The organism is Flavobacterium sp. RSP46, assembly GCF_003984825.1.
Classification (GTDB): Bacteria; Bacteroidota; Bacteroidia; order Flavobacteriales; family Flavobacteriaceae; genus Flavobacterium.
In genome coordinates this window covers 341,225-357,704 of the sequence record NZ_RYDM01000001.1, presented here as the reverse complement: position 1 = coordinate 357,704, position 16,480 = coordinate 341,225, and the positions used below count along the sequence as shown (strand labels likewise).

Annotated in this window: 13 protein-coding genes and 1 tRNA gene; 12 read left to right on the top strand and 2 right to left on the bottom strand. The window is 35.3% G+C overall.

The annotated features are described in order from the left end of the window. Nucleotides 1-29 precede the first annotated feature (29 nt). The 5 genes from EKM01_RS01590 (at nt 30) to EKM01_RS01570 (ending at nt 3,724) form a co-directional block, all read left to right on the top strand. A complete protein-coding gene (locus EKM01_RS01590; protein ID WP_126766476.1) occupies nt 30-1,028 on the top strand; it encodes a GntR family transcriptional regulator in 999 nt (332 codons plus the stop codon). A gap of 81 nt (nt 1,029-1,109) precedes the next feature. Then, nucleotides 1,110-1,370 carry an AbrB/MazE/SpoVT family DNA-binding domain-containing protein gene (locus EKM01_RS01585; RefSeq protein ID WP_126766472.1) on the top strand — a complete coding sequence of 87 codons (261 nt, stop codon included), beginning with the start codon at nt 1,110-1,112 and terminating at the stop codon, nt 1,368-1,370. Next, the gene (locus EKM01_RS01580; RefSeq protein WP_158616078.1) at nt 1,360-1,554 is read left to right on the top strand and encodes a type II toxin-antitoxin system PemK/MazF family toxin; all 195 of its coding nucleotides are present in this window, start codon (nt 1,360-1,362) and stop codon (nt 1,552-1,554) included. Before EKM01_RS01585 ends, EKM01_RS01580 begins: the two co-directional genes overlap by 11 nt. Before the next feature lie 479 nt (nt 1,555-2,033). Next, nucleotides 2,034-2,555: a hypothetical protein gene (locus tag EKM01_RS01575; protein WP_126766463.1), complete on the top strand. Its 522-nt coding sequence runs from the start codon at nt 2,034-2,036 to the stop codon at nt 2,553-2,555. A gap of 152 nt (nt 2,556-2,707) precedes the next feature. Further along, the gene (locus EKM01_RS01570) at nt 2,708-3,724 is read left to right on the top strand and encodes a type I restriction enzyme HsdR N-terminal domain-containing protein (RefSeq protein ID WP_126766458.1); all 1,017 of its coding nucleotides are present in this window, start codon (nt 2,708-2,710) and stop codon (nt 3,722-3,724) included. A 204-nt stretch (nt 3,725-3,928) separates the two neighbouring features. Here the strand turns inward: EKM01_RS01570 and EKM01_RS01565 are convergent. Further along, nucleotides 3,929-4,008, bottom strand: a tRNA-Leu gene (locus EKM01_RS01565). 290 nt (nt 4,009-4,298) lie between these two features. Here EKM01_RS01565 and EKM01_RS01560 point away from each other — a divergent pair. The 7 genes from EKM01_RS01560 (at nt 4,299) to bioB (ending at nt 12,031) form a co-directional block, all read left to right on the top strand. Then, nucleotides 4,299-5,240, top strand: coding sequence for a ribose-phosphate pyrophosphokinase (locus tag EKM01_RS01560; RefSeq protein WP_126458151.1), 942 nt, complete (start codon nt 4,299-4,301; stop codon nt 5,238-5,240). Nucleotides 5,241-5,345: 105 nt separating this feature from the next. Then, nucleotides 5,346-5,957: a 50S ribosomal protein L25/general stress protein Ctc gene (locus EKM01_RS01555; RefSeq protein WP_126452005.1), complete on the top strand. Its 612-nt coding sequence runs from the start codon at nt 5,346-5,348 to the stop codon at nt 5,955-5,957. A gap of 283 nt (nt 5,958-6,240) precedes the next feature. Continuing rightward, nucleotides 6,241-6,915, top strand: a complete 675-nt coding sequence (gene pth / locus EKM01_RS01550; RefSeq protein ID WP_126458148.1) for an aminoacyl-tRNA hydrolase — start codon at nt 6,241-6,243, stop codon at nt 6,913-6,915. A gap of 141 nt (nt 6,916-7,056) precedes the next feature. Then, complete coding sequence (locus EKM01_RS01545) at nt 7,057-9,096, top strand: M43 family zinc metalloprotease (RefSeq protein ID WP_158616077.1); 2,040 nt, start codon at nt 7,057-7,059, stop codon at nt 9,094-9,096. 101 nt (nt 9,097-9,197) lie between these two features. Then, nucleotides 9,198-10,127, top strand: a complete 930-nt coding sequence (locus EKM01_RS01540) for a bifunctional riboflavin kinase/FAD synthetase (protein ID WP_126553049.1) — start codon at nt 9,198-9,200, stop codon at nt 10,125-10,127. Nucleotides 10,128-10,221: 94 nt separating this feature from the next. After that, a complete protein-coding gene (locus EKM01_RS01535) occupies nt 10,222-10,677 on the top strand; it encodes a hypothetical protein (RefSeq protein ID WP_126458139.1) in 456 nt (151 codons plus the stop codon). Nucleotides 10,678-10,945: 268 nt separating this feature from the next. Then, a complete protein-coding gene (gene bioB, locus EKM01_RS01530; protein ID WP_126458136.1) occupies nt 10,946-12,031 on the top strand; it encodes a biotin synthase BioB in 1,086 nt (361 codons plus the stop codon). 67 nt (nt 12,032-12,098) lie between these two features. On the opposite strand, the gene EKM01_RS01525 is transcribed toward bioB, so the two are convergent. Continuing rightward, nucleotides 12,099-15,998 carry a T9SS sorting signal type C domain-containing protein gene (locus EKM01_RS01525; protein WP_126766450.1) on the bottom strand — a complete coding sequence of 1,300 codons (3,900 nt, stop codon included), beginning with the start codon at nt 15,996-15,998 and terminating at the stop codon, nt 12,099-12,101. Nucleotides 15,999-16,480: the final 482 nt, after the last annotated feature.

Below are 16,480 nucleotides of genomic sequence, written 5' to 3'. Positions count from 1 at the left end.
TTGTATATTGCCAAGAAATTCCGTTTTATATGAAAATAATTTCCATTCAAAACAATCTTGGAGTTCCTAAATACAAACAAATAATCATTACCGTTGAGAAGGGAATTGAAGAAGGAAAATTAATAAAAGGAGACAAACTCCCCTCAATAAATAAAGTGTGCTTAGAGTTTTCATTGTCTCGAGATACGGTTCTTCTAGCCTACGACGAATTAAAAAAAAGAGGTATTATTTATGCCATTCCGGGCAAAGGCTATTATATAAAAAGTGTTGAAGTCACTATAAAACAACGGATTTTTTTACTTTTTGACGAATTGAATATTTTCAAAGAAGACCTGTATAATTCGTTTCTGGAAAACGTTGGTACAAATGTTCAGGTAGACATTTTCTTTCATCATTTTAATACTCCTGTTTTCCAGAAACTAATTAATGACAGTAATGGCAATTACACCAAATACATCATCATGCCGACCAATTTAACCTTGGCAGCCACCGTGATAAAAACCCTACCAGTTAATGATGTATACATATTAGACCAGACCAATCCAGAACTAAAATCCTTTCCTGCCGTGTATCAAAATTTCGTAAAAGACATTTATGACGGCTTACTGAAAGGGAAATCCAGATTGAACAAATACAAAAAACTGATTATGATTTTCCCGGGATTTCGCGAACCGCTGGGCATGAAAATAGGTTTTGAAAATTTCTGCAGCGACTTTGCTTTCGATTATGAAATCATCACTGAATTTAAGAATCGTGAAATTAATAAAGGCGAAGTGTACATCATCCCGAGTGACCGGGATTTAGTCAGCGTTATAGAAAAAGCAAAAATGCAAAACCTACAATTGGGCAGTGATTACGGCATTATATCATACAACGAAACCCCGCTTAAAAAGGTAGTTGAAAACGGCATCACAACGATTTCAACCAATTTTGAAGTTATGGGAAGAATTTTGGCTCAGATGATTTTAAAAGGTACAAAAGAACAAATTGAGAATAAGAGTGCTTTGAATGTCAGGAATTCATTGTAATGAACTAAACTCTATAAACTCCTTTGAGATAATATGTTAAAAAAACAAAAAAGTAACCACAAAAGTAAATACATTTGTTAGATGATAAAAGTCCGCCAAACACAAATTATAAAAATAGGCAATTCTAACGGGATTAGAATTCCTAAAGACTTCCTAAATGCATTGGGCACCAAAGAAGTTGTCATGGAACTAACAGACAACACTTTGATTATTAAGCCCATAAAAACAACAACGCCACCGCGAAGCGAGTGGGGAAGCATTCTCGCTAAAATGAAAATAGAACCCGAAGCCGATTTTAACGATTTTGATACAACCCTCACAGATGGCATTGATGATGTATAAAAAGTGGGATATTGTATTTGTCGATTTAAACCCAACCAAAGGAAGTGAAATATCAAAAATAAGACCGTGTTTAGTGGTTTCGCCAAATAGTGTCAATACTTATATGAACACTATTGTTGTAGTCCCGTTTACCTCAAAACCCAAAGGATATCCTTTTAGAACACAGAAAATTTATTACGCTTGAATATACTCAAAACGGGGAAAGTATAAAATATGATGTACGTATTGAATCGATACCCTCGAATTTAGGCAAAGGAGAAATTTATTATTTCATTTGTCCGAATACTGGAAAGCAATGCAGAAAATTGTATCATAATTCTAAATACTTTTTGCACCGGGAGGCGTTCCGATATTTTTATTACGATAAACAAATAGAATCCAAAAGAAACCGTTTTTTAGTTTCAATCTTAGATAAGGTATTTTTGAAAGATGAGGTTTATAATGAGCAGTATCAAAAACATTTCAAAACTCACTACAACGGAAAAGTAACCAAACGGTATCAAAAGATTTTAGATAAAATAAAAAGAGCCGAGAGTTTCCCGTCGGGAACAATTGAAAGTTTACTTATGATGTGAAAATAAATTAACTCGTTTACGGGAAACCGTAAAGTAAATAATTTTTTATAGTTTACATTTGAGTATTATTAATCTAAAACTTATAAAGATGAAAAGAATTTTTCTAATTACAATAATATCATTAATTTCATTTTCGTGTTCAAAAAATAACGAACAAATAAATATTGCTAAAAATGAGGTTGAAAAAAATCTTTCAGATATAGAAAAAAAAGACATTAATTATACTTGTATAGAAATGTCAGACAGAGAGGCGTACAATGAAATTGCAGAATATCACAAAAAAAGACAAGAAAAAGCAGAAACAGAATATGATGAATTTATGAAAAAATATGAATTAGGTACCTATAGAATTACTCCTCTTGAAGATATGGAAACCTCTAAGTTAAAATACACTTTAAAAATGATGAAATTTGGAGAATCATATTTAGCTGATGTTAGTCAGTGTCAAACTCTTTATGGTAAAGACATAAATGCACTTTCAAAACTAAAGGGTAAAAATACATATTATAAGATTTTAGCAGTTAAAATGTCCCCCGATACGGTATTTTACAAAAAATTATATTTAGATAATAACAATAAAATTATTAACGCCCAAATGTTAAATAAGTAATTTTATAAAATAGCAAAGGCGAACCATAACGGAACGTCTTTTTTAAATGTCACTAAAGTTTATTTTATAAAATTAATAAACATAACAACATTTTTAATTTAAATGACTTATTATGTGTAGATTAGATTTCTAAAACCAAACCAAAAAATATTATGGAAATAAACATACCTAAACAAGCGGTCAATCAATTAAAAAAATCATTGGATAATTTTAAGCTTAATGATGCAATTGAACTGAGTACAAATGAAGCACAAACACGAAAGTTCTTAATTGAGCCTTTTTTTGAGATGCTGAACTATGTTTCCAATGATTTAATTCCTGAATACAACGCTGATTTTGGAGAACGGGTAAGTCAAAAAATTGATTATGCTATCGTTTTAAACAAAAAAGATACTATTCTAATTGAAGCTAAAAAGCAAAGCAGTAAATTAACAGATAAGGAAGCTGGACAATTAAATGGATATTTTAATAATACTAAAAATTCTAAAATTGCAGTTTTAACAAATGGTATTGAATATAGATTTTATTCTGACGTTTTAGATCCTAACGTAATTGATGGTAAACCTTTTTTTATTTTTAATTTGAGTAAGTATGTAGATAAAGATTTAGACACACTTATAAAATTTGACAAAAGATATATTTTAATAAAAGAGATTATTCAAACTGCACAGGAATGTGTTTTTGTTGAAGATTTTGAAAGTGCATTGTATAAGGAATTAACAGCACCAACAAAAGACTTATTAAAAATAATACATAGAAATATGAATTTTAAAACTAAGTTTAATGAGGATACACAAGTTAAAATGATAAGCTTAATTAATTCTTCATTGTTAAAATCGTTGTATGATAAAAAAGTTATTGCTGAAACAAATTCAAACTCTTTAGGTGTAGTAACTACTGAATTAGAAATTCAAGCATACCACACAATAAGAACTTTGTTAATTCAAGACAAAAAAATTCCTAATGAAAGATTAGGTTACAAAGATTTCAAAAGCTTTCTCAATATTGGTATTGACGACAATTCTAAAAAAGTTATCTGTAAATTAGTTTTCAGTGATTCAAAAATGAAAATGATTATTGAAAACAATGAATATACTTTAGAACACATTGACGATGTTTTAAAGCACAAAAAGGAATTGATTAATAGAACACTTGCTTTAGTTGAATAATTAAAGATTTAGTAAAAGAGTTAAAAGGCGAACCATTACGGAACGCCTTTTTTTTTGTTCAATAACCAGATCGCCCGGATACATCTCTCTTTGATCGTGCGGAATTGAATTCCGTACCCGCAATCAATAGCAAACAAAGCAAAACTACACAGGAATTCGTTGTGACATAAAACAAAAAAACCGCTTCGAAAGAAGCGGTTTTTGTACCCGGAGCCGGAGTCGAACCGGCACGGTTTCCCACAGGTGTTTGAGACCAGCGCGTCTACCAATTCCGCCATCCGGGCTTAGCTAGACATGAAATAACAACAGTTATTTCAACGCAATAAAAGAGGTGGTTGTGTTTAAATCAACCATCAATTCCTTTAACACGGTGCAAATGTAAAAAATAATATTAAATGTTCAACTAAAAATACTTAATTTTTTCCTTTCAGAGTTGAATAAATTTTATAAATTTGCACCTCGTTAAAAACACAACACACAACTAACTACACCCGAGGCAAATACAAACATACGGCTTTATACAAATGACAAAGCCAACAGTATGGAGCGCAGCGGAATAAAAACAACAAATTAAATGTCACACCTAGAACCAGAAGCTAAAATTTTTGCGTGTTCACAAAGTGTCTATCTGGCTGAAAAAATAGCAGAGCAATACGGAATCCCTTTAGGTAAAATCACCATGTCAAAATACAGCGACGGTGAATTTCAGCCTTCTTATGAAGAGTCTATCAGAGGATTACGGGTTTTTATCGTTTGTTCTACTTTTCCAACGGCAGATAATTTGATGGAAATGTTACTGATGATTGATGCTGCAAAACGGGCTTCGGCACGACACATAACGGCAGTAATTCCTTACTTTGGTTGGGCAAGACAAGATAGAAAAGATAAGCCAAGAGTTCCGATAGGAGCTAAATTAGTGGCTAATTTACTTGATGCTGCAGGCGCAACAAGAGTAATGACCATGGATTTGCACGCAGATCAAATTCAAGGATTCTTTGAAAAACCGGTAGATCACCTTTTTGCATCGACAATATTCTTGCCGTACGTAAAAAGTTTAGGTTTAGACAATCTGACTATCGCTTCTCCAGACATGGGAGGTTCAAAAAGAGCCTATGCGTATTCTAAATTCTTAGAATCGGATGTGGTGATTTGTTACAAACAAAGAAAAGAAGCCAATATTATTGACACCATGGAATTGATTGGTGAAGTTAAAGGTAAAAATGTAATCTTAGTAGATGACATGATTGATACCGGAGGCACTTTGGCGAAAGCCGCAGATTTAATGATCGAAAAAGGAGCACTGAGCGTACGAGCAATTTGTACACACGCGATTTTATCCGGGGATGCTTACGAAAAAATAGAGAATTCTAAATTATTAGAATTAATCGTCACCGATTCTATTCCGTTAAAGAAAGAATCAAAAAAAATAAGAGTGTTGAGTTGTGCGCCTCTTTTTGCTGAAGTTATGCACATGGTGCACCACAACAATTCCATAAGTGGAAAATTTATAATGTAATACGTTAGTCGTAAAGTCCAATGTCTTAAAGTTATAAAGTCTTGCTGATAGCCAAAAGCTAAAAGCCAAACAAGTAATATTATTTAATAACTATATTTTTTTACAATGAAATCGATTACAATTAAAGGATCAGAAAGAGAAAGCGTGGGTAAAGTTGCGACTAAAGCCCTACGTAATGCTGGATTGGTTCCTTGCGTATTATACGGAGGAAATCAGGCAGTTCATTTCTCAGCAGAAGTTATGGCTTTCAAAAACTTGGTTTACACCCCAAACGCTCACACAGTTGAGATCAATCTAGGTGAAGGAAAATCATTTAACGCTATTTTACAAGACATTCAGGTTCACCCGGTGTCTGACAAGATCTTACACATTGACTTCTTTCAATTATTTGATGACAAAGAAATCACTATGGAAGTTCCTGTAAAAATCATTGGTAACTCTAAAGGAGTTATGGCCGGTGGAGATTTACGTTTGAACACTCGTAAACTAAAAGTAAAAGCTTTACCAAAAAATCTTCCTGATTTTATTGAAGCTGACATTACTGCCTTAGACATGGGTAACAAATTGTACGTTACTAAAGTAGCTTCTCCGGACTACAAAATCATGCACCCGGACAACACTGTAATTTGTCAAGTGAAAATCTCTCGTGCCGCTATGAAAGCAGCTCAAGAGGCAGCAAAAGCAGCAAAAGCTCCCGTAAAAGGAAAGAAAAAATAATATTTTTTCAATCATTCAAGAAAGCATCAGTTCTACAACTGGTGCTTTTTTTTGCTTTTTATTTTCTCATTTAGAGCAACGAGAAACCTCATTATCCTATTTTAAATTATGAGGAGCACAACTACCCATTTTCACAACAACGCCCCTCCTGCTGTCCGTTGTATCCACGCCAAAAAGCGCGGGATGCCACTCCCATCAGGGCTATCCAGAACTATTTTGTTCCCAATACCGATTTTCTAAAAATCTAATAGTACACTATTCTAATTAAGTCTATTTTTGCAGTATGATAAAATGGATTTCAAATTTATTCTCACCTACAAAAACTGAGAATAATACAGATTGTAGGAAATCAGAGGCTCTCGAACACCAAAAAAATAATATAGAAAACGTGAGTAATAAATTTTTAATAATAGGACTCGGCAACATTGGCGCCGAGTATGTAAACACTCGCCACAACATTGGTTTTAAAATCGTGGATTTCCTCGCCCGGAAAGAAAGCGTTACTTTCGAAACCGTAAAACTAGGTACACTGGCCCAATACAAATTCAAAGGAAGAACTTTTTTGCTACTCAAGCCCAACACATATATGAATTTGAGCGGAAAAGCCGTGCAATACTGGATGGGAAAAGAGAATATTCCACTTGAAAATATTCTGGTGATCACCGATGATTTGAATCTATCTTTTGGAGCCATTCGCATCCGACAAAAAGGAAGCGATGGCGGACACAACGGACTCAAAAACATCAATCTGGTATTGAATACGCAAAATTACGCCCGATTCCGTTTTGGGATCAGTGACGAATTCAAAAAAGGAAAACAAGTTGACTATGTCCTTGGCGACTGGGATGATACTGAAAAAACAGCGCTTACGGAACGACTGGAATTAGCCTCCGAAATCATAAAATCCTTTGGAACTTCCGGACTGGAAATTACCATGACCACATTTAACGGGAAATAAAAAAAGGAATATGCTTCCTTTGTACGCCTCTGTTTTTTTTAATTTGTATTAGATAAAAATAATAATTAATTTTAATGCATGTTTTTAATACACACTAAAAATCAACACATTGAATTACCCTTTTCTAAACACATCCATAATATGAAAAAAATTATTTTTTTTATTACACTGTGCTTTTTTTTTTCAATCAATCCTACGTTTGCACAAGTAAATAACACCCCTTCAAAAGCGCTTCTTTTTGGCAAAAATAAAATCATTCCGGAAGGTTCTGTAATTCGATGTGCCACGACAGAATATGAAGAATACCTAAAATCCAAAAATCCAAACAGAATATCTACTGCTGAATTTGAACAATGGATAACACCAAAGATTGAACTCGAAAAAAATAAAAAAAAGAATGCTGCACAAGGATTCAAAACAAATGCAGTAATTACCATACCGGTTGTCGTTCACGTGATTCATAATGGTGATCTTTTAGGCAGTGATGAAAACATTCTTGATCAACAAGTAATTTCTCAAATTCAAGTACTCAACGAAGATTTCAGAAAAAAAGCTAACACTCCAGGATTCAACACCAATCCTGTAGGAGCTGATGTAGAAATAGAATTCGCACTGGCTAAACGAGATCCATCGGGCATTTTATCAAACGGGATAAACCATGTAAACTTAGGGCGAGAAAGCTGGTCTACTGTCGATATTGATGGCTCTCTAAAACCCCAAACACAATGGAATCCTGAAAAATACCTTAATATTTGGGTAGTCAAATTTACCAGAACCGATCTTTTGGGATACGCACAATTTCCTAGTGCTTCCGGACTTCCGGGAATAAATCAAGATGAAGGCTTCGCTAACACTGACGGTGTCGTGATTGGTTATACTTTTTTTGGTTCATCCAGTTATTTTACCGGAGGAAACTACACTACTCCTTATGACAAAGGGAGAACAACCTCCCATGAGGTAGGACACTGGCTTGGGCTGCGCCACATTTGGGGAGACGGAGGCTGTAATGTAGACGATTTTTGTGAAGATACGCCTAATGCAGGACAAGAAAACACGGGCTGCCCATCAAATACTGATTCCTGTCCCGCATCCCCAGGCTTAGATATGGTTGAAAATTATATGGACTATACGGATGACACTTGTATGAACATCTTTACAGCAGATCAAAAAGCACGAATGATTACTGTAATGAATAATTCCGTAAGACGGGCTTCTTTGAAAACTTCGGATGCACTTACCCCGGGTGTCATCTTTGCCAATGATGCTTCAACAATGGTTATAAACTTAAACATTCCTCCTTGCGGCACTAGCTTTATTCCTGTTATTAGAATCGTGAATAAAGGCAGCGCAACATTGACTCAAGCCTCAATCAGTTATGGAATTGATAATAACAACCTGCAAACCTATAATTGGACTGGAAGCCTGGCAAATAACGAATCCCAAAATATTACTTTAAATAGTTTGACTACTACTGGAGGCAATCATGATTTCAGCAGTACAATAACTAGTACCAATAGGAAAACGGATCAAAACAGCGCCAACAACAGCGATACTATAAATTTTGACATTACAAAAAATTACGCCAGCAATACAGTAGTTTTCTCCTTACAACAAGACTATTATGGTTCAGAAACCACCTGGAATCTTACAAATTCAGCCGGAACCGTGTTATACAAAGGAGGCCCTTATACAGATCTTCCAGAAACCGGGCCGCTTCCTGATCCAATCAAGGCAACCTTCGATCTCGCAGGCAATGATTGTTACACTTTTACTATATTTGATACTCAAGATGATGGTATCTGTTGTGATTTCGGAAATGGCTCTTACACTGTATCAACCCCTACGAATGAAATTATTGCTACCGGAGGAGCCTTTGGGGGAACCCAATCTAAAAGTTTTAGAATTGGATCATTATCTACCGTCGATATAGAAAAATTAAATTCGGTTTACCTCTACCCAAATCCCACCTCTAACATCCTGAACGTAGTTAGTGAGAACAAACTCAATACTCCGGAGGTTTACACTATTATCAATACTTTAGGTCAGATCCTAAAATCAAAAAAAATAGAATCAGCGGAGGATCTTCAGATAAACGTCTCCCATTTATCGCAAGGTATTTATTTTTTAAAATTATCGAAAAATCAATCTGAAACGACTACTATTCCGTTTATTAAAAAATAAATTAAAGGCTATAATACATTAAAAAAGCATTGAACTTTTCAATCCTTTTTTAATTATATCAATTGTATACCTTAAATTTGCACCATTATAAAACACTTGCTTTGAAGATTTTTCATTCTATAAACGATTTCGTTTCCCCAAAAAAAACAATTCTAACGTTGGGTACCTTTGATGGTGTCCATATTGGGCACAAAAAAATCCTGAATAAACTGACCCAAAATACGGAAAACGAGAATTACGAAAGTCTGGTACTTACTTTTTTTCCGCATCCCCGAATGGTTTTACAGGAACATTCTGATCTAAAATTACTCAACACTATCACTGAGAAAATTGATTTGTTGGAAAAAATTGGTATCGAAAACCTTGTCATCCATCCTTTTGACGAAACTTTTTCAAGATTGACTGCCGAAGAATTTGTAAGTACTATTCTCGTAGATCGTTTTCACATCCACAAGATAATAATAGGCCACGACCATCGATTTGGACGAAATCGAACAGCTGATATTGATGATCTTATCGCCTTTGGAAAAGAGTATAATTTTGAAGTAGAACAAATATCCGTTCAGGAAATCAATGCCATTTCCGTGAGTTCCACTAAAATCAGAAAGGCCTTATTAGAAGGTGATATGGCGCTGGCTAATGAATATTTAGGCTATGATTATTCACTCACTGGGAAAATTATTCAAGGAAAACAGCTGGGAAGGACTATCGGTTTTCCAACGGCTAACTTAAAAATTGAAGAAAACTACAAACTGATTCCACAAAATGGAGTGTACATTGTACAAAGTAGTATCAATCAAAAAACGGTTTTCGGGATGATGAACATTGGGTTCAATCCTACTGTTGATGGACAAAATCAGTCGATAGAAATTCATTACTTTGATTTCGATGCTGATTTATACAATCAAGATATTAGTGTCTCGATACTTCAAAGAATTCGTTCCGAACAAAAATTCGAATCAGTTGACGTACTAAAAGAACAACTTGAAAAAGACAAAAAAACAGCACTTGCCTATTGGAATAAATATTGATTTTTTCATAAAACATTACTATTTTTTCTGTAAATTTGAAAATAGGATGCTTTTTATAAGAAATGTATCATTTTTAAATTTTAAAACTAACTGTATGAAACTACCTAAAGAATTAGTAAACGGATTCATTATTTTCATAGGAATTGGTCTTTATTTCTTAATAATGGAACTTTTAGGCCTGGCAGATATTTATTTGTTGCGTTTATTTAACGTGTTGTTTGTCTTTTACGGCGCCCATAGAACACTAAAGGCTAATTTTTCCGAAAACAAAACAATATTAGTTTCTAATGCGGTTTCAGCATTATTAACGGCGCTTACAGGAATATTTTTGAGCATTATTGGCTTAATTATTTACAGTTATTCCAAAGGTGGTGATGCTTATGTGGGATCACTATCCAAAACCTTTTTATTTGGCGGGGATCCGTCGGTGATGACGTATTCCATTTCTTTGTTTTTTGAAGGGATAGTATCCGCTGTAGTTGTCACCTTTATGCTTATGTTGTATTGGGACCCCCGCTATGCATCAGACAAACACGGAGCTGAATCATAACCTATATTTTAAATTAATCCTTCCTCTAATACCGTCGCAAAGCACAATTAATATTGGTCTTTGCAACGGTATTATTAAATTCTAAAATCCGCTGTATCAATAAACCGTTGTATCTACAGTACTACACCCAGAATTTATGGAATATAAAAACACCGGTATACATCTGCTTAATTTGGCTATTAAAATTTCCAGAACCGGCTTTTCAATGGTATTACATTGGTTCTTTAGAACAATTTAACTACTTTTGAGCCATCAAAAAATAGTATCAATGAGCATTACAAAACACAATTGGACCAAAGACGAAATTATCGCAATATATAACAAACCTATGATGGACTTGCTGTATGAAGCAGCTTCTATTCATAGAGAACACCATGATCCTAACGTGGTTCAGGTATCTACTTTACTCTCTATAAAAACAGGTGGATGTCCGGAGGATTGTGGCTATTGCCCACAGGCCGCACGGTATCATACTGAAATTGAAGGCAATGATTTAATGTCAGTAAGTCAGGTAAAAGCACAAGCTTTGCGTGCAAAATCAAGCGGATCATCCCGTGTATGCATGGGCGCCGCTTGGAGAAATGTAAAAGATGGTCCTGAATTTGACCAGGTACTGGAAATGGTCCGTACCATAAACAAACTGGATATGGAAGTGTGTTGTACCCTTGGAATGATCACTGAAAACCAAGCACATCGACTGGCAGAAGCTGGTTTATATGCTTACAACCATAATTTAGACACCTCTGAAGAATATTATAAAGAAGTAATTTCGACCCGCGGATTTGAAGACCGTTTGCAAACTATAGAAAATGTTCGTAAAACAAATGTCACTGTTTGTAGCGGCGGAATAATTGGAATGGGAGAAAGTATTGAAGACCGAGCTGGAATGCTTGTCGCACTTTCTACCTTAAACCCACAACCGGAGTCAGTGCCTATAAACGCCTTGGTTGCTGTGGAAGGAACGCCAATGGAAGAAGAAAAACCAGTTGAAATATGGGAAATGATCCGAATGGTAGCCACAACCCGAATCATCATGCCAGAAACCCAAGTCCGCCTTTCTGCGGGAAGAATGAACATGAGTCGTGAAGGTCAAGCCATGTGCTTTTTTGCTGGTGCCAATTCCATTTTTGCTGGAGATAAGTTATTGACCACTCCAAATCCTGACGTAAATGAAGACATGAAAATGTTTGAAATGTTAGGTTTAAATCCACAAAAACCCTTTACAAAAGTTTCTCAGCCTCAAACCGTTGAAGCTGTAGATTCTCAATTTGCTCCCTTGGGTGAAAAACCAAAATGGTCACGACCAGGACATACCATCGAGAAGAACCTTGAAGCATCTGGCAAAGGGAAATAATCTTCGTTTTTGAATAAAGACTCAAAACCATCTTGCAGGAGCAAGATGGTTTTTTTAGACTTCTATTTTAGTACACTATTTTCTTGGTAACAACCCTTCCATGCTGCAAAACTATTTTTACCAACACAACTTGATGACCAACAAGTAAATTCAGAACTGAGAAATCATTGTTGTCGATTTCGTTTTTTTGATAAATTGTACTTCCTGCTAAATTGTATACAACAACCTGCTCTATGAATTCTTTGGTTGATTTTATTTGCAACTCTTTGTTTTTAGTCGATACAAAAACAGATTCATCTTCTTTTATAAATTCATCCGAAATTAGGTTTTTATTTGTATATCGCAAAACGAAACGATCATCAAATATTCCCACAGCAGTAGTGAAAGCATAGCTTTCGTTTGTTATATCAACAAGATTATTATTTAATTTATCCTCAATAAAAACATTTTTATTGACTAACACTCCATCTGTCTGATCTATTTTAATGATAAAAGTTCCTGCTACTTTACTGCTAAAACCTAATTTTATTTCATCTGTCTCTTCAAACGGTAATGCACGCCCCTGAATTACTAAATTCTTATCTTGACTCCTACTATAAAAGTCTAAATATTGATTTCCTTCAAAACTCTCACCGTCAAAAGAACGGTCAAAATCATTTGTCGCTCCCGTTGCATATCCTATTAAGATTTGTTTGAAAGCACCTTCATTATTACTCAAATTTAACCAAATTCGGTCTTTTTCTATAGCCTCAGATTTTGATTTATTAATGGCACTTGATTTAAAAAAACTAGCGTTTTGACCAATCACACGCATACTGTTATTAAAAATAGCTGTCCCACCACCATTGATACTCGTCATAAAAAAAGATTGTCCTGAAGCTATTTTCCCGTCTGGCTTAGTATTATTAACGCCTGAATTAGTTGCAGCACTCGTACCAACGCCTCCCAACAAGTTATACACCGCATAATCATCTGAAGTATATACGTTCTTATTAATAGCCGTATTGTGTGTCCAGAGATAAATAGTTCCATCCATAGTTTCTTTGTTTGCAATTATAAACAAATCTGCGTTAATCGCTGAAGGATACGGATTGCCAATCAAATTTGACGTACCTGTGGCCGCAATTGGCACTGACACCAACCCATTATTGGGAACTCCCGCAAAAATAGCTTCATAATTTGCTGCACTCGTTTCTGAAAAAGTTTTCGGACCACGAATAATATATCCTTTACCAACTGACATTACGTTTGTTGAAATCTCATTAGCCCATGAATTCCTTGAAGCATCAAAGGAATAAAACTTATCCCAATGCGTATCAGGAGAAACATCAATCAGTTTTTGATTTGAAACAGGCGAAGACCAATAGGTATAATCTGTGAGGAGAATGGGCGTTGTTTTTCTTTTTAATTGAATCACTCCGGAATTACTGACCTGATCTTCATATTGATACAATGCCGCATTGTTTTCTAAAATTAATGTGCCTGAACCAGAATAATCGAAAACCAATCCTAACGTATTTCCTGCCGGAATTGTAACCGTGTTCCCTGCACTAATGAAACAAGAACAGGAGTTTACTGTTGTAAATGAGGGGTGATTTCCCTGAAAAAGCAGTGTCTTTTCAGCAGATGGTATTCCATTATTCCAGGAACTCCCATTCCAAACGGAGCTATTGGAACAGAGTTTAATTCGGGCTATTCGATGTTTAGTTACACCTGAAACCGAATTGAAGTTTCCTCCAATAAGCACTTTATTATTGGGAGTAAAACAAATACTAAACAACGTATTATTCAAATTCACAGAAAATGTCGTGTCAACATCTCCCGTTGCTAGTAACCGAACCATTCGCCTCACAGCTGTCCCGTTGTATGTACCGGAGAACGTTCCGCCAATTAATAAGCGATCATCGGGCTGGACTAAAACTGCCCTAATTTCTCCATTACTAAATCCCAATCCCGTTGCAAAAGTGATATCTAAACTCCCATCACTGTTCAATCGCAACACTCTTTTTGCGGAAACGCCTTTGTATGTTGTAAATGTCCCACCAACAATCAGTTTATTATCTGATTGTAGTGCTATTGCATACACATTTTTGTCAAAACCAGTTCCTATAGAAAATCCAGGATCTACGCTTCCATCCGCATTCAGGCGAACCATCCGATTATACGAAATCCCATTAAAAAAAGAAAACTGGCCACCTAAAACAATTTTTCCATCGGGTTGCAATAAAATATTTTCTACGATAGCATCAGCTCCAGAACCGGTATTAAAACTGGTGTCTAAAGTTCCATCGGGTAATAATCGAGCGATTCTATTCTTCAAAACCCCATTGTAACTTGTGAAATTTCCACCGACAATTATTTTTCCATCTGACTGTACCGCCAAAGCATACACCTGATTGTTAAATCCGGTTCCAATAGAGAAAACCGCATCAATGTCTCCATTTGCCAGAACCCTGGCAATCCTGTTCCTTACGACACCATTATAATATGTAAAAACACCTGCAATAACAACTTTGCCATCCGGTTGTACAATAGCGGTTTTTATAGAATTATTGGCTCCAGCACCAGAATTATTAAAAGAAACATCAATTGCTCCGTCTTCTGATAACCTTGCAATTCGGTTGCACATCGTTCCGTTGAATTTGGTGAAATTTCCAAAAACCATCGTTTTATTATCTGATAACGCATTTACTTTTAAAACAGAATTATCAAAACCAACTCCAGCAGTAAGATATCCAATGTCTAAAGCGCCAAAAGCATCAATTCGCGCCAAACGTCCTTGGTTTTGGGAATCAAAAACAGAAAACGACCCACTAACGTACCAAGAACCATCAGATGCAGTAGCTAAATCAAGAACGGATGCCGAAAACGGGCCTGCCCCAATATCAAAGGCAGGATTAATAACTCCATTTGCTTCCAGTAAAACTAATCTATTAACAGCTGTTCCATTATAAGTCCCCGTAAAAGATCCCCCAACCAAAACACCTCCAGCCGGATTTAGTTTCACAACCGCTACAACACCCCCACTAAACCCTGAGCCAGTGCTAAAATTAGAATCAACAGAACCATCGCTATTCAACCGAATTATTCTACTGGCTTTAACACCATTGAAATTTAAAAACACACCTCCTACTAAAATTTTCCCATCCGCTTGTGTCGCAAGTGCTGACACATCATCATCAAAACCGGCTCCTTGAACAAAAGTAGCGTCAACAGTCCCATTGCTATTCAATCGAATTATTCTTCCGCAAGCAGTCCCATTAAAGGAAATAAAAGATCCTCCCAAAATTATTTTACCATCAGCTTGAATTTTGATTTCTTCAACAAGGGAGCCAGCGCCACTACCTATTGCAAAGCCTGTGTCAATATTTCCATTAGGCAAAATTCGAACTACCCTAGGTGCGGGAACTCCGTTGTAACCGGTAAAACTGCCACAAATTACAATACTACCATCTGATTGCAAATCGCATGAATATATTATATTATTGGTAGTCCCAGCAGAAGAGTTAAAAGTTACATCTCTAGTTCCATCAGCATTTAAACGGATTAGTTTTGCAACATTTACACCGTTAAAGGTTACAAAAGAACCGCCTAAAATAATCTTCCCATCCGGTTGTATTAAGGAACAATATACTTTGCCTTCGATGCCCGAACCTAAATTGAACGAAAGATCTTTGGAACCGTCCGGCAGTAACCTACACAAATATGGAGTTGAAGCCCCATTAAAATTTAAAAAATCACCTCCAACAATTAGTTTCCCATCCGTTTGCAAAGCAACAGTTCTTATGGTTCCATCAAAACCATCGCCTTGCAAACCGTCATCATACGTGTTGAATGCAACATCTGACTTTCCTTGTTGTGAAAAAGCTACATTAATAAAAAGGAAGAAGAAAAAAATAGTAAAGTGTCGTATTTTGATGTCTAAAATTGAATTTCCGGCGTTTGCTTGAGCTCTCCGAAAATTCATGACTGTACTAAAAGATTACGTGCCATATGGGTTGTTTTAAATTGTTGCTTTTTTTGTTGAAATTCATTTGATAAAGAAATATCAGCGATAACTTTATAAAAGTAAATACAATCTTTTGCAATCACAATACCCACATTTAGTGATATTTAAACTAAAAATAACACACTGAATTAGGCTCTTGTTTTTTTCATATGCTTGTCGGTATTCCTCTATTTTTTTTAAAAATGGACACAGACCCCACAGCTTAGCACCGATTTTCAATATAATGATGCAATCAATTTTTGGAAATTTATGTCAAAAAAAACATTCGGTATTCATTCGGACTAGTACAACCCGTTGGGTACAATTATTAAAAACGTCAGTTCGCATATTTTTTTGTGTAGCAAAACGAAACAAAACTTCTCGATACGCTTCGCATTTGAAGTGACGTGTATCGAGAACCGTTTTTAAAATTAATTGGTAGTTTTGTCCAAAAACAAGAG

Excerpts from the sequence above, each read along its gene's own strand:
- EKM01_RS01590 (WP_126766476.1), top strand. The coding sequence starts at position 30 with ATGAAAATAATTTCCATTCAAAACAATCTTGGAGTTCCTAAATACAAA.
- EKM01_RS01585 (WP_126766472.1), top strand. The coding sequence starts at position 1,110 with ATGATAAAAGTCCGCCAAACACAAATTATAAAAATAGGCAATTCTAAC.
- EKM01_RS01580 (WP_158616078.1), top strand. The coding sequence starts at position 1,360 with ATGATGTATAAAAAGTGGGATATTGTATTTGTCGATTTAAACCCAACC.
- EKM01_RS01575 (WP_126766463.1), top strand. The coding sequence starts at position 2,034 with ATGAAAAGAATTTTTCTAATTACAATAATATCATTAATTTCATTTTCG.
- EKM01_RS01570 (WP_126766458.1), top strand. The coding sequence starts at position 2,708 with ATGGAAATAAACATACCTAAACAAGCGGTCAATCAATTAAAAAAATCA.
- EKM01_RS01560 (WP_126458151.1), top strand. The coding sequence starts at position 4,299 with ATGTCACACCTAGAACCAGAAGCTAAAATTTTTGCGTGTTCACAAAGT.
- EKM01_RS01555 (WP_126452005.1), top strand. The coding sequence starts at position 5,346 with ATGAAATCGATTACAATTAAAGGATCAGAAAGAGAAAGCGTGGGTAAA.
- pth (WP_126458148.1), top strand. The coding sequence starts at position 6,241 with ATGATAAAATGGATTTCAAATTTATTCTCACCTACAAAAACTGAGAAT.
- EKM01_RS01545 (WP_158616077.1), top strand. The coding sequence starts at position 7,057 with ATGAAAAAAATTATTTTTTTTATTACACTGTGCTTTTTTTTTTCAATC.
- EKM01_RS01535 (WP_126458139.1), top strand. The coding sequence starts at position 10,222 with ATGAAACTACCTAAAGAATTAGTAAACGGATTCATTATTTTCATAGGA.
- bioB (WP_126458136.1), top strand. The coding sequence starts at position 10,946 with ATGAGCATTACAAAACACAATTGGACCAAAGACGAAATTATCGCAATA.
- EKM01_RS01525 (WP_126766450.1), bottom strand. The coding sequence starts at position 15,998 with ATGAATTTTCGGAGAGCTCAAGCAAACGCCGGAAATTCAATTTTAGAC.